We start from the raw sequence: 16,677 nt of genomic DNA on the forward strand, positions 1-16,677 counted from the left end.
CCTCTTTGGTCTATTTCATCATAGTTCTTTAAACTCTAGTAAAGGTAAAAGCATGTCTGCTTCTTCCTCTTTATGAGAATGCCTCTTTTTATCAATCCAACACCGTTTTTTATTGAAGACAGCCGGCGGGAGCGACTGTCTTTTCGGCTCTGTATATCCCATTGTAAAATGCATGTTGCTCAATAACATGTGAGCATTTGTTCCGCCAAATCCAAAAGAACTGATTCCAGCCCTCAACACTCCTTTTCTAGGATTCCAATCTTTTAAAGCAGTGTTCGGGAAAAAAGGAGATTGATCAAATTTAAATCTAGGATTCGGCGTTTGGCAATGCAATGTTGGAGGCAGCTTCTGACTCCAAATGGATAATGCCACTTTAATAACGCTTGCTATTCCAGCCGCACTCATTAAATGTCCAAAATTCGTTTTTACGCTACCTACACCGCAAAATTGCTTCTCTTCCGTTACTTCCCGGAACACTTCAGTCAGTGCTTTTAATTCAATCGGATCGCCTATCATCGTACCAGTGCCATGTGTCTCGACATAACTGAGTGAAGAAGCGTCGATCCCTCCGTTTTTCAACGCTTTTTTGATTACTTCACTTTGCGCTTTCGGATTCGGTGTTGTCATTCCCATCGTCTGTCCATCGTTATTTACTGCAGAGCCATCAATTACCGCATAAATTCGGTCCCCATCAGTGAGAGCTTCATCAAGCCTCTTCAGCAGAACGGTGCCGCATCCTTCTCCCGGTACAAATCCATCCGCCTTTTCATCAAATGTACGGCATTTTCCCTCAGGTGAAAGCGCTCTGGCTTCACTTAACATTAAGTAAGGCTTTTGGTCAAGTAAAATATCAACCCCTCCTGCTATGGCCATGTCCGATTCTTTTGATATCAGGCTTTGACAAGCAAGGTGAACACTGACTAATGAGGAAGAACAAGCCGTATCCACAACCAAATTCGGCCCTTTTAAATTTAGAAAATGCGAGATATGAGCTCCGATGAAATTTTGCCCAATGCCCACTATCGTATTTTTTGAAGGTGAACTTATTCTAGACATGAACGTCCCTGCCCGTGAACCGATAAAGACACCAACCTCTTTGTTTGACACCTCTTCTTTTCGGTACCCGCCATCTCTCAGTGTCTGTACGCTGACCTCCAAACATTTTTTAATTAATGGATCAAGCTGAGATGCTTCACTTTCACTCATATTGAAAAACACTGGATCAAAATGTTCAATATCCTCGAGAAATCCGCCCCACTTACTAATACTTTTTCCTTTCTTGTGAGTATCTGAGTAATATTGAGAAATATCCCATCGTGATGTTGGAACTTCGCGGACACTATCTTTCCCTTTTTTGAGATTTTGCCAAAACATCTCTTTATTTTCGGCATCCGGGAAATCACAGCCTATCCCGATAATTGCGATTTGATTCGATTTTTTTTGCTTCTCTTGAAACTCGTTTTGTTTCGGAATTGTTTTCTTATTCATGCGTGTTTTAAAGCCTAGTAAGCCATTGCTTTTTAATGAGCGGTCCTCCAGTTTTACTTCTCTTTCATTTCCCAAAGCGTCAGAAATATGCTGAATGGATACATCTTCATCTTCAAATAATTGATTTAAATAGTACGCAAGCTGTTTGAAGTTGGGGTATTCCAGGAAGGCTGACGGTTCAATTTTTATTTGGAAAGCAGCTTCTGCTTTTTTTACAAGCTGAACCAGCAAAATAGAATCTACCCCGTATTCCGAAAAAGAAGTATCTTGATCTAATTTCTCGCAAGGTATTTTAAGCTCTGTTGAGAAAATATCTTTTAAAATACTAATAATCGCTTCGTTATCAGTATCATCAGAGAACTGTTCGTTTACAGCCGATGACTCATGAACACTGGTTTGAATTTTTGTGAGAGGCAGCTGCTGTAATGAGAATTTCTCATGGTTTGCCTTAACCGGAATAAGGCATGGATATCCAGTCACTTTCATTATTTGGTCAAGCATGACTATGCCTGTTTCAGTCCGATGTGACAATAGCCCTAACACCTGATATGCAGGACTTTTCACCTCACCCATTCCAATTTCCTTCCAACTAGGCCAGTTTATGGATTTATAATAAGTTCGGCCACACGCATGCTGATAAGCCGCAAAATAATCCATAAAAGCGTTTGCCGCAGCATATTCACTCGTTCCCGCTCCTAACAACGGAAATGCGCTTGCGACCGAAGAAAATAAAATGAAGAAATTGAGGTTGTCCTCCAGAAAAATGTCATGCAACACTTGGAGTCCCTGTATCTTAGGCTCAAATACCTCCTTTATTTCTTGACTGGTCTTATGAATGAAAGCCGGATTCACATGATTGGCTACCCCCGCACAATGGATGACTCCTCCAATTGGCCCGAGCTTCTTTCTCACTTTTGAAAAGAACTGCTGTAATTTTTCTTTCTCAGTAAGTGAACCTCCATATATTTCTATCTGAACCCCTTTTTGCTCTAACTCTTTGAGCAGCTTCAATTTTGAAAATAGGGTGGATTTTTCATCTGTCTGTTTTAACAGGTACTCTCTTTCATCAGACTGAGGCAATTCAGTTAGCCCCATTAGTACAAATTTTTTTACTCCCTTGTCAGAATAGTGTCTGGCAAGCTCTGCACCGATTCCCCTCGTTCCGCCAGTAATAACAAGTGTTTGATCCGGTTGGCATACAGGCAGGCGGATTTCCCTGCTAAACTCGGATGGATGTAATTTCTTCACATACTGCGTATACCGAACTCCGTTACGATAACAAATTTCACTGTAAAGATCGTCAGCTGCTGCTTCGTTTTTGATCAATTGTTGTAGTTCGTCCAGACTTTTTGAATGCTGATCTACATCTATTGTTTTCGCATTAATTTTTTTATACTCGGCGCTTAACATCTTAATTAATCCTGCTGTTTCCGCCCCAGCTAAGGTCGGCTGTTTATTCTTAAACGTTTGCAGTCCTTCTGTAATGTGTAACACAAATAGATGCTTTTGAGCTTTTAATATTTCCTGCAACAGCGTCAGTTTCCCAACAGAGTCGGCTGCAGCCTTTACCGGCTCTCTCCATAAATCAGACAAGTCAACAATACCGGTGATGTCCGGGTTCTCTTTAAGGATCGCCAAAGCCGTCTCCTTTGCACGCAGAGGATTGTCAAAACTAAAGCATTCGCCGCTCAGATGTAATTGACTATCAGCTTTCCCGCTAATGACAGTGCATCCCATGAGAGGATCTGAAGCAAACAGCTCAGAAGCAAACTGTTCATTTTCAATGTTAGCCAAAATAATGACCTGGCCTTTTGAAAGAAAAGACGATGAGACTTGGCTTTCTTCCCAAGATTTACATAGTAAATCAAACGGTATATCATCAGGCTTATCCACTACTGTCTCCCATCCAGAGAAAAACATATTCCGGAAGACCGCCATACATTCTCCTTCGTGTGAAAGCAAATAAACTGTAAACTGCCTCTCTTCAACGTTTGATTCGTTCAGATCCACAAACACGCAACATTCATTTGGAACAGATTGATAAAAACAAATCTCTTCAATCTCCTGTAAGTAAAACCCTTGATCACCAGTGTGCCTTGCTGCTAAAACAGCTGCTGCTTGAATGGCTCCTTCAACTGCAGCAGGATTTACAATACATTCTGTATACAAGTCTTTTTCCGGTATAGCGACATCGGCAAGCAAGAACTCATTATGCAAAAATAAATCTGTGAGAACGCGCAAATCCGGATCATAATTTATCAAATTGGTTTCCAGAAGATCATAGCATTCGGGCCCGGTCATAGACTCTTTACAATTCGCTTTATAGTCAGCTGCACATTTAAAACGAGCACCTGTTTCACGATTCGCTTCCTTGTATTCCAGTTCTCCGTTTAAAATGATCTGTTCAGCGTCATTACCTGAACATTCAGCCAATTCAAAAGATACCGCATCTTGTTGATCAAATAGTTTAAGCTCAGTTCGCACGGGTTGTTCTGTTAATTCAAATAAGGCATGTAAACATATATTTTTCATTCTCCACACATTCTGTTCGGCAGACATTGCTCCACCGGCAGCTGCCATTTCAATTAGTGCGCTGAAAGGCAGATTTTTTTGCTGATTGATACATAAGGCAGGCCATGCAAAAGATGCTTCTGAAAAATCAGTAATAAATTTTTGCATCTTCAAGGTCGAGACATTTTGATCTAGTAAAGGATGCAATCCCGATTGTACTCTTCTCAATCTATTTGTTTGTGTGATTTTTGAGCTTGGCACCCAATATCTATTCCTTTCAAACGGATATGCTGGGAGAGAAATTATTTTCGGTGTTTCTGTTCTGTACTTGTCTTCCCAATCAATTTCACCGCCATTTACCCAATGAAGCGCTATATCATATAAGTTCTGGAATTGTGATGATGCTAATAAGGTCTTATGATTATTGGAACTAATACGGGCATTTCCTCTATATAATCCGTGTACTTCCTGGTCTGATTGTAAATACTTGGTGAGCTTATCGACAAGCTCACCAACGTCCCGTGCCTCTACAGCCAGCCGTTCTTCCATGGCTTCTCGTCCCGTTTGTAATGTATATGCCACATCAGTAAGCGATGTATTCGAATCAAGTTCATTTATGAGTGAATCAATTAAGATACGGAGCCGCTCTTTGTTTTTAGCGGACAGAAGAATGATTTGTATTTCTTCGCTCTTTGCGGGATTGGTATTTATTTCGTCTATATACTCTTCAATAATGATATGAGCATTAGATCCCCCAGCACCAAATGAACTGATGCCTGACCTCCTAACATGACTTTCAGGAACCTCCCAGTCTTTTAGTTCAGTCTGGACATAAAACGGTGTTTCATCGAAATCAATATTAGGATTTAACTCATCAGAATGAATGGAAGGTGCCAGCTGTTTGTATTTCATTTGCATCAACACTTTAGTGATTGAAGCTATCCCAGCAGCAGCCTCTAAATGTCCGATATTTGACTTTACGGAACCGATTGCACAGCGAAAGCTGCTTTTGGGATTGCTGAAAGCCTTAGACAGTCCGGAAATTTCAATGGGGTCTCCCAGCGATGTACCTGTTCCGTGCGCTTCTATATAACTGATGCTGTCTACACCAATTCCAGCTTTATCAAGCGTTTCGCTGATAACATTTGCTTGTTCATTTGGATTCGGGACAGTGTAGCCGTTTGTTTTTCCTCCGTGATTAACTGAAGTACTCTTAATAACGCCGTAAATAGTGTCTCCTTCAGCAACTGCCTTCGAAAGCGATTTTAATAAAATAGCTCCTACTCCTTCACCTGGTACATAACCGTCACCTCCAGCCCCGAAGCTTCTGCAGCGTCCATCGCTCGAAACAAAATGATTTTGAGAAAGCAATGTATATTTATCGGGATGTAAAGATAAATTTACTCCTCCGGCAATTGCAAGGCTGGATTCTCCCCTTTTGATGCTTTCACATGCGAAATGAACAGCAGATAGTGAAGATGAGCACATTGTATCAATAGCAAGACTTGGACCGTGAAGGTCGAAGAAATATGATACCCGGTTAGCGATTGACGAATAAGAAGACAAAAGTGCCTTACGGTCATCATCAGATGCTCCTGCTGCAAAAAGCTGATAGTGACTGTATGTCACTCCTACAAATACACCTGTCTTATACCGTTTTAATTTTTCCCTTGTATAACCGGCATTCTCAAATGTGTGCCATGCAGTTTCTAAAAACAACCGTTCTTGCGGATCTATTAACTCGGCATCACGAGGAGAAATTGAGAAAAACAGCGGATCGAACTTATCAGCGTCTTTAATAAAACCTCCCCATTTACTTTTATGCCGAGCTTTTTCACCTGTATTAAAGTATCTTCGATGATCCCAGCGTTCGCTTGGGATTTCCGTTATACAATCTTTCCCCGAGGCAATATTATCCCAAAACTTTTCTACATTCTCAGCCATCGGATAACGTCCGGCTATGCCGATAATTGCAATATCTTCTTCGGTAACCGCTGTGGATCTGCAGCGTCCTCGTTGCTGCAGTTGTTTTCTTTCGGCCGTTATTTTTCTTTTCTGTTCTGACTGCGGCGAAAATGCTTTAACTAACTTGTCATAATGATGTTCTAAAAAATACTCCGCTAACTGATCGATGCTGCTGTATTCAAAAAATAAAGTCTTAGATACACTGCCAAAGTGTTTTTCTAGCCTGGAAGTTAATCCTAAGATCGTTAAGGAATCTATACCATAGCGGTCGAACGTATCCCCGGACAAAATACTGTCAGTTGGTCTCCCAGTCTCAGCTCCGATGATTTCTTTCAATAGACAGACCGTTTGCTTTTTTAATTGATTTTCACTAATTTGAGGAAGTTCGTGATCAGATTCGGATGTTACATCTGTCTCTGTATTATCAACCGAAAGCAATTGGCAGATCTTTTCTTCACTTCCGTTAATAACTGCCAGCTGAGAAGCATTGCTGCTCATGCAATTCTGAAAGGAGGCAAGACCGGATTCCGCTGATAAAAGATCCAAACCGGTTTCCCTTAAAACTTGCAGCTCTCTCGGACCGACTGACATATTCCCTGCGCTCCATAACGGCCAGTTAATAGAGAGTGTTTTTCCCGGACGATTCTTTATGATCCTGTAATCGGTATAACTGTCCATACAGCCATTTGCAAATGCATAATCGCTTTGGCCCGCATTAGGCAGGATGGAGGACAGGGACGAAAACATGACGAAGAAATCAAGAGTTTCCCCTTTCGCAGCTTTGTCAAGCCAAACGGTTCCAAATACTTTGGGTGCGATGACCTTTTCTATTCTGTCTCTCCTCTTTTTAATAACAAATGCATCATCTACAAGTCCGGCACTGTGTAAAATGCCGTTTAATCTTCCAAATGTCCGCCGAATCTGATCAATTAATATGTCGGTCTCTTTTTCCTTCGATATATCTGCTGGGATATAAACAGCTTCAGCCCCGATCTTTTTCAGCGTGTTAACTTTTTGCTCTATTTCCATAGAGCTCGGTGAACGGCCAGTCAATATAAGATTAACTTTTGCCCGTTTCGCCAAATATTCCGCGAATAGAAATCCAAGACCGCCGGCACCTCCCGTAATCAAATACACACCGTTCTCTTTGACGTTAAAGTTATTTTCCCGGGATCCAGCTTTATTCACTTTTTTAACTTGCTGTATATAATAATGTCTCGGGTCGTAACATGTAAAACTGCTCGATACACATTGATTATTCCATTCATAAAAAATGACATCAGCGATAAGCTCCTTTGTAAACGGCTCATTACTCATCGACTTCAATTCTGCTGTCTTACACCCAAAATTTGGGTTTTCGGCTTGAACGGTCTTGAGAAAACTCTCAACCGCTCTGTAAATAGGCTGAGCCTCTTCTTGGACATTTTCATATAAATATAAGAACTCTGCTTTCGGACAGAGTTTATTCTCCATTATGGCTTGCAGCAAATAAAATACAGAATACAGGCTTTTATCAAGCTGCTCTCTCATTGTCTTGTCAGTGTCACGAAATGCCCCGACCGAGAGAAAATGAACAATATGCCGGGGCTTTATATTCTGAGAGACAAGCGCACGGCACAAAGCTTCATAATCTTCTTTTTGTGTAAAATTCATTTTAAAACAGCCATTTCGACCAGCTTCGAATCGGTCTCCGGGAGAAACATAAATAAAAGGCGCCGCGGCGCCTTCTAATTGTCTCTTCATTACGCTGTACAAACTCTCGTCACTGGCCAAAAATAAAATTGGCTCTGTCATCTGACGAGGCTGCTCAGTACGTTGAAATATATATTTTACCCATTCCTTTTCATAAATATGCGTTTTACCCAAACCTTTAATTAATCCCAATCCCTCTTCAGGAGTCAGCTCTCGTTCTTTCACCTTCCTAACTATTTGTTCAATTTGTATAGTTTGTTCATTCATGTAAAAGCAACTCCTCTATCAGCTCTGTTGTATCCTTCGTATTAACCTCACCTGATTGTGCTTTTTCAAGAAGCGATATAATTTTAACATCCGAGCTTTCTTCATTTGATTTGTGAACCGCCGGCATTATTGAAGGTCTTTCAGCCTGAGGCGTAAATTCTTGTTTAATCCAATGTCTGTTTTTTCTGAAAGGATAGACTGGAAGGGAAAGTCTCATAGGTTTATTTTCTCCCTCATACAGATCTCCCCAACTGATTTCATAACCGATCGTCCACATTTGAGCCAGTTTTGTCAATTTTCTTTTTTGAATTAGCGATTGAATATATGAGTGACCCTCGGGTCCATCAAAAAGCGGGAAATACACTTTATGAAATTGTCTAGCATTTCCTTCAAAAACCTCTTGTAGATCTTCCCCCTGAAGGTAGCCGTTTATCTTTTCAGAAAGCTCCTCTAAGCTTGAGCAAATAATAGCAAGACGCGATTCGAACGATTCACGGCCGGTTTGAAGCGTGTAAGCTATTTGTTCAAGGCTGTACCCAGCTTGCTCTCCATGCTGAGATGTAACCTGATTGTCAACAGGTATATTCGATTCATGACAGATATAATGGAACAAATCGTTGAGTGTTGGTTGCTCTGTAAATATGCCAATCGGGACCTTTTTCCCAGATATTGTGCTGATGAAAGAGCTTAATGCAGTTAAGGTCATCGGATCAAATCCCAAGTCTGTTAAATGTGTCTCCATGTCTATTTCATCTGCATCTAAACTTAGGATTTTTGCTGCCTCTATTCTGATTTCTTCTCTTAGATTATGCTCTCTCACCTTAGGCTCTCCGTACCGGCCAGTTGTCTGCTTCTCTTTTAAAAAGCTTGCAAAATCTTTGGCGTAAGCAATTAATCTTTCTTTTGATCTAGCTGAGAGTACAATTACATGTTCTTGTTCCCTATTTACTTGATTTTCCTGGCTATACTCAAATTCCTCTACAATGACATGGGCATTAGTTCCTCCAAATCCAAATGAGCTGACTCCCGCGCGATGGGGAATTTCGTTTCCTTCCCAATCTATCAATCTATTCCACTTTATTGTTTTATTCACAATATAAAATGGCGTTCCAGTTAACTGAATGTAAGGGTTCAACTCCTTAACATGCAGGGTAGCCGGCAGGATTTTATGCTTCATGGCGAGCAATACTTTTATCAGACCAGGCATCCCTGAAGCAGGCTCTAAATGTCCGATATTGGTTTTCACAGAACCGATTCCGCAATATTGGTGCGTATTTCTTGTGCTGTCCGACTTAAGGGAGACAAAAGCTTTTTTTAAGCCCTCGATTTCAATTGGATCTCCAAGTTCCGTGCCGGTTCCATGTGCTTCTATATAGGATACTGTTTCAGCAGGAATACCGGCATTTTGGTAAACTGATGTTAACAGCGCTGCTTGAGCTTCCGGATTTGGGGCGGTCAGCGAAGCAGCTCTTCCCCCGTGATTTTCACCGGTTCCTTTCAATACTCCGTAAATATTGTCCTTGTCATCAATAGCTTTTTGCAGAGGCTTTAGCAGCAGCACAGCTGCACCTTCACCTCGAACATAACCATTGGCAAGCTTATCAAACGTTTTGCATCTGCCATCTGCGGACAAAATTCCAAGTTTATCTGTATATAAGTGGGTAACGGGATCTAATAGCAATGACACGCCTCCTGCTACTGCCAGCTCGCTTTCACCAGCTTGAATCGAACTCACTGCTCTATGGATGGCAACAAGACTGCTTGAGCAGGCTGTATCAATAGATTCACTTGGACCTCTGAAATTAAAATAATGAGATACCCGATTACTGATGAGCGCCTGGCTGTTTCCAGTTCCAACTAATGCATGTGCCTTGTCTAAATGCTTCATTAACAGTTGGCGATAATCATTAAACTGAATGCCGGTGAACACTCCGATGTTTTTGCCTGACAGTTCTGATGCCTTGTAACCCGCATCTTCTATCGCTTTCCAAGTTTCTTCTAAATATATTCTGTGCTGTGGGTCCATAAGTTCAGCTTCTCGAGGATTCACGTTGAAAAAAGATTCATCAAATTTATCAACATCCGTGATAAAACCGCCCCATTTAGAATTTATACGGCTGTTTGCTCCGTTATCTTCATAGTTTTTCCAATCCCACCGCTCGAGCGGAATTTCCTGAATCATATCTTTTTCATTGATCAAGTTTGACCAGAATTCACCCGAATTTTTTGCTCCGGGAAAAACGCAGCTCATTCCGATAATTGCAATCGGTTCTTTCTGCAGAGGCTTTTTTAACTGACCTGTTTGCTTTTTTGCAGGCGGAAAGCGGATTGCAGACTTTTTCAACTTCTCAGTGTGCCGTGATTCTCTTTTTTCTTGAATATCTATATCAGATTTCACATTTTCTTTAGCTTCCACAGGCAGTTCACCAATTATAAAGTCAGAAAGCGATTCGATATTACTATAAGTAAAGAAAATCGCCGGTGTTAATTCCAGCTTATATCTTTTGTTTATTTGGACGGAGAGAGTTTTCAAACTGATGGAATCGAAGCCAAGATTGCCGAAATTCTCTGATATGTCCAAGCGATCGATATTAATTTTCAGTAATTCAGACACAATCCGTTTCAACTCATCTAATACATGAGCCTGTCTAAATAATTGTGTATAATCACCTTTTTCTTGATCCAACTCAGCTGTTAATTCTTGAACTGACTTATCTTCAGCTGCTGTAAACCTGCCGTTGTTACCAGTAAGTACAGCAATTTGCAGATCTTCATTTGATAAGATTGCCTCAAATGCTGTTATTCCGTCTTCTGTTTCTAAATAGCGGAACCCCGAAGTTAAAAGGTATGCAGATTCAGCTTCTTTACTTAAATGCATGCCGCCTTCTCGCCATAATGGCCAATTAATTGAAATGCTTCTACCTTGTCTTTCATGCTTTAGGCTCTTTTCATTTCGCAAGTGGATATATCGATCTTGAAAATAATTACCTAACGAATAATTAACCTGTCCAAAGTCACCAAATATCGAAGAGATGGAAGAAAACACCACAAAGAAGTCGAGCGGTTCTTCTTTCGTTATTTGATCTAAGCATATCGTTCCTTCAATTTTAGCAGCCAGCCCCTTCGAAAAATCAGCGAGACTCATTTCCGTAAATAGACGATCATCAGCATGACCAGCTGCGTGAATAACACCTTGAAGGGGTCCCCAGTTCCGTTTCGTTTCATCTAATACCTGTTTCATCGCATCTTTATCTGTTACATCAGCTTGAAAATACAGCACGGCAGCACCATGTGCCTTTAATTTTTCAATTTCATGCTGTTTTTCAGCTGTTAACGCTGACCTTCCCGTTAACACTAATCTCGCCTTATATTCAGACGCCAAATATTTAGCAAATGTCATTCCAAGACCGCCTAAACCGCCTGTTAACATATAAACCCCTTTATTTTTAAGCATTATGCCGCCTGCATTCGTTAGCTCTCTATCTTCCAGGGTTTTGACATACCTTATATCCTTTACATACTTGACTTCTTCAGCTGTAATAAGGCCTTTTGCAGATACAATTTCTTGAAGGCAGTGTTCAGCCTGCTTGTCGGCTGAAATATGTTCAGAAAAGCTGATTGATGCGGCATGCTCTACAGAAGGCAGCACCATGTTTATCGTTTTCAAATAACCTGGTAAAGTCTCACCAAAAGGATCACTCATATCTTCTCTATAAGACTGAGTAATCAGTAAATGTTTAAGAGATAAATTTTTTCGGTCACTCAGCGCCTTTAATAAATGAAAGACCGAATACAGTCCTCTAACCGGATGTTCACCCGCATCAAAATCTCCCCCTGTATGCAGAACAATGTCTGGGAGCATCTTGTTTTTTTCTAATTTTTCAAACAAATGATTATAATCTGACGGTATTTTAGGGTCTATGCTGAATGTCAGAGCATTCTTTATAAGCTGTCGTTGATACGGTGTTACAAGAAGTATCCGGTAGGCAGATTGGTCTATTAACGCCTCAGCAATTTCTTTATCATCTGCAAACAACAAGATCGTACCTGCATTTTTATTTCCAACTTTCACAGGGGAAAGGTTCTTTTGCACCCACTTCTGCAAACAATAATTCACCTCAGTATGCGGCTGTGGATTTACAGTCAGTCCCTTAACCTCTACAAGCACCCGTCCGTTACCGTCTAACAGAAATACGTGATAAGACGATTTGCCATATTCACTTGGTACTGCGTATGCATATACAGCTTTGGCCTCTTCATCAAAAATGGTACACGCTTCTACTGTTTTAGGCACTGTCCCCGTATTTTTCTCTAAGAGACATAATATCGTCTGATAAGCACTTTCAAGGACAGCGGGATCGAGCGTATAACCCTCTGCCTTGTCGCTTGCCTTTAAGATTGTAAGCGCCTTTCCGTCCCGTATCACGCAACGGTCTATGCCTCTAAGTTTACTGCTGCAATCATAGCCGTTTTCAGCAAGCCGATGATAAAACGCTTCTCCTGATATCCAGTCAGTATACTCTGACATAAACGGTTTAATATTGATATATTGTCCCTTTTCCTTAAGTCCCTCTAATACAAGATTGCCGGAGAAATAAAATGATGATTCATTCTGATCTTTTATAAAAAATGAAGCAGTATCGTCTTCCGGTGCCAGCGCAATTTGAATTTGGTCTTTTAGACCGCTTTGTAAGATCGGTTTTGAAAAAGAAAGATTTGTCAATCGAGTAATCGGATGCCCTGAAGCTATTTCTCCTGCCGCCCTCGCGATTTCTATTTGTAAAAGATACGGAAACATCCTTTCATTGTGTTTTGCTTTTACGTATAAATTATCACCTTTGACATTTATATTGAACTTTTGTTCATTAAAATCTGAAACATTGCAGTTAATATGCGGATGCAGAACATCAATTGCATCTGCCTTTTGGCGGCTTCCAGGTTTAGAGGCGCTTATTCTGCATAATTCTTTGGCAAATGGATATGTCGGTGCAGAAATCCGTCTAGGTTTGTCATTTCCATAGAGGAACGACCAGTTAATCGCGTATCCGCTGATCCAAAACTCAGCAATCCTGGAAAGATCCCTCTCTGCAATTGCTTTTTCAATTTCTTTTTTTGTCTCATGACTTTCAAATTCAATGGTGTTTGATACGGATGTAAGTTCAGATGTAAATAGCTGCTCTGATAATGTTTTTCCCTTTGAATAATCTAAAAGCTTCTTAATCAATTCCTCTTTTGAAGATGCAACGACGGCCAATCGGTATGCCATTTCTTCTCTGCCTGTCTGTAAAGTATATGCTGTATTCCTAAGTGCATCTGAAGTATAATCTTTTGTCTGTATGTACTCCGCTGCACCCTTTGCATAGTCAACCAGTCTTTCAGCATTTTTGGCGGAAAAAACAAATAAAAGCGGCTCTAGCTCGGTTGTTTCAAATACGGCCTTCTCACTATTTACGTACTCTTCCAAGATGATATGGGCATTTGCCCCTCCGGCTCCAAATGAACTTATACCTGCACGCCTTGGAATTGATATTTTTTTTCCGTCACTCTCTGCAACGGAAGGCACCCATTTTTCAGGACTTTCCGGTACATAGAAAGGCGTTTCTTGAAACTGAATATGCTCATTCAATTTAGAAGAATGAGTCAGCGATGGAACGATTGTTTTATGTTTCATTTGTAATATTACTTTTGTAATTCCAGCTATGCCTGCAGCTGCCTCCAAATGTCCGATATTAGATTTAATAGACCCGACTGCGCATGTCTTTCTGACTGTCATTCGATCGGCAAATACTTTGCGCAATCCGGCAATTTCAATCGGATCTCCTAATGCAGTGCCTGTGCCGTGAGCTTCTATATAACTGATACTTTCCGGGTCAACCTTTCCTTTTTTCAGGGCTCTGCTAATCACCTTACTTTGAGCGGTCGGGTTAGGCACAGTATATCCATTCGTCTTTGCCCCATGGTTGACAGCTGTTGCCTTAATGATGGAATAAATTTGATCACCGTCAGCAATTGCTTTTTTTACAGGCTTCAGTAAAACAGCACCGGCTCCCTCCCCGGGAACATAGCCGTCTCCCCCAGATCCAAAGCTTCTGCAGCGACCATCGCTGGACAAAAAACCGCCTTGAGTGAGGAGTTTATATTTATCAGGATGAATGGAAAGATTAACTCCTCCGGCAATTGCAAGCTCACATTCATTCGTTATTAAACTCTCACATGCCAAATGAACAGCAGTCAAAGACGAGGAACACATTGTATCCAAAGCAATACTAGGTCCGCTGAAATTAAAAAAGTAAGATACTCTGTTCGCGATGGATGCATATGAAGAAGAAACGGCCTGCTCATGATTTCCAGCACTGTACAGCTGATATTGCCCGTACATGACACCTGCAAACACGCCGACATTTTTCCTTTCAAGCATTTTCTTCGCATACCCCGCATCTTCTATGGTATGCCACACTGTTTCCAGAAAAATTCTTTCTTGAGGATCTGTTAACTCCGCTTCAGCCGGAGAAATATTGAAGAACAACGGATCGAAATGATACACGTCATCAATAAATCCTCCCCATTTGCTTTGATTTTTTATGTCATGATCAGCTTCCGGCTGATAATGCAGGCTAAAATCCCAGCGGTCTTTAGGAATTTCAGTTATACAATCTTTCCCTTCCATTAAATTTCTCCAGAGAGTGTCAAGATCGTTTGCCATCGGATAGCGGCCACTGATTCCAATGACGGCAATATCAGTGTCCTGATATTTTTCTGCTATTTTCAGGTTTGACTGATGAGCCAGCCCTTTTGATTTATGTTGAAAGCTCGGTACTACTGGATCAGCAGCTTCCGCCGCCTGTTGAACATTACCGCTGTCGTTTACTCCTAATTTCAGCATATGAACCAGAGCATCATGGTGCTTTTCAATGAAATAAGCTGATAATTCGGCTGCAGTTTGAAACTCAAATAACAGGGTTTTTGAAAGCGTACCAAAATGCTTCTCCAGCTCATTGGTTATATTGATGATCATGACTGAGTCAAGTCCGTATTTATCCAGCGCTGCCTCTGCGTCTATTTTGTCTGCCGGCATTCTGAATTCTACTGAAATAATTTCTTTTATAAATGTCAAAGTGTCAGCTTTCAGCTTTTTATCAGGCTTTACCGTCTCACTGACGGTTGTTTCTTCTTGAAGCAGACTGCTATCACGTTCGTACAATTTATGTACATGTCTGTCTATATGATCATCTCCGCAAAATACCGTGAATTGGGAAAGCCCGGATGACAAACCTGCTGAAAACGCTCTGATTCCCTCCTCTTTCTCCAAGGGATAAAAGCCCGATTTTTTCATCGTCTCCAACGTGCGCTCATCTACTTGCATGCCGACTTCTTTCCAAAGTGGCCAATTCAGAGATAGGAACATTTTGCCCGGATTCTGAGCGGCACGCATGTTCATCAAATGATCCATATAACTATTTCCGAATGCATAATCAGCCTGTCCAATATTTCCTAAAACGGCTGAAGTAGAGGAAAAACAAATAAAAAAGTCGAGACGCTCCTGCTTTGTGGCTTCATCCAGCCAAAGTGTGCCCAATACTTTCGGCTTAATCACCTGATTGAATTCTTCTATTGTTTTTTTATGAAGAAATGAGTCACGGATGATACCCGCGCTTTGAATGATTCCGTTTATCTTTCCATATGCTCTTTTTGTTTCATTGATTATATATTCTGCCTCTTCTTTTATTGAAATGTCAGCCTGTAAATAAATAGAAGGCGATCCTAAGGCTTCTAATTGTGCTATCTTGTTTTGTATTTTGTCTGAAAAAGGTGATCTCCCCGTTAAGACAATCTGGCATTTGGTTTGTCGAGCCAAATATTCAGCAAAGGTGAATCCTAATCCGCCCGCCCCTCCTGTGATAATATAAACACCATTGTCCCGCAGTATATATTCCTTACTTGCATGTTTGTTTGCAGGTTTATATGTTATCAGGCGTTTAACAAATCTCTCCATTCCTTGGTAACGGATTTCGATCTCAGGAGAGCTGAAGTCTCTCAGTTCATTGATCAAAATATCGCCTAAGCTGTCGTTTGCGAAAGCCGACCGCTCTAATTCAATGATTTTTGGCGAAATTAGCGGGTTCTCCTGCTGCCAAGTCCGCAAAAAGCCGCTTGCCGATGCATAAAGGGGCTGTTCTCCTAAACGCTCGGAAAAATACGCATACAATACGTTTACTTTTTTGCGCTGTTTACTCTTGAAGAGAGCCCGGTTTAATAAAAATAAAGAGTAAACCCCGCTGTCACATTGTCTTCCGATCGCTTTCTCATTACTGCTAAACGGTTGGTCAGACCATAGATGGACGGCTTCTCTTATGTCTGCTTTCTCTTCTTTCAGTAACGCAAACAAGCTTGTATAATCTTTTTCAGACCGAGGGTTGATTTCAAACACACCATTCCGAACACGTCGAAATTCTTTCCCAGGCATGACTAAAATAATACTTTTATCATGCCGTACAGTCAGTTCCTTAAGCAAATCCTCATTTGTATCAAATAATAAAAGACTGCCCTCTCTTCGGCTGTCTTTTGGATCTAAATCGAGACCAGCTGGCTGCCAATCCGTCTTATAATAAACAGTCTGTTCCCTTCGCTGAGCCATACCAGAATCAAGTTGCTTAATCCGTCTTACTCCTTCTTCCAAGGAAATCAGGCCGCTTTTAATGTCAGAAAGTATTTTTTTTCTTACATCACGAGTTACGCTCATAAAACATATCATCC

2 protein-coding genes are annotated in these 16,677 nt (G+C 41.0%); both read right to left on the reverse strand.

All coding sequences use genetic code 11. The features are described 5' to 3' along the window. Window positions 1-18 precede the first annotated feature (18 nt). Complete coding sequence (locus LWH95_RS17905) at window positions 19-7,923, reverse strand: SDR family NAD(P)-dependent oxidoreductase (RefSeq protein WP_232920102.1); 7,905 nt, start codon at window positions 7,921-7,923, stop codon at window positions 19-21. Next, a complete protein-coding gene (locus LWH95_RS17910; RefSeq protein ID WP_232920103.1) occupies window positions 7,916-16,663 on the reverse strand; it encodes an SDR family NAD(P)-dependent oxidoreductase in 8,748 nt (2,915 codons plus the stop codon). Before LWH95_RS17910 ends, LWH95_RS17905 begins: the two co-directional genes overlap by 8 nt. Between the last annotated feature and the right edge of the window lie 14 nt (window positions 16,664-16,677).

The organism is Bacillus sp. G16 (assembly GCF_021282335.1).
GTDB lineage: Bacteria > Bacillota > Bacilli > Bacillales > Bacillaceae > Bacillus > Bacillus inaquosorum.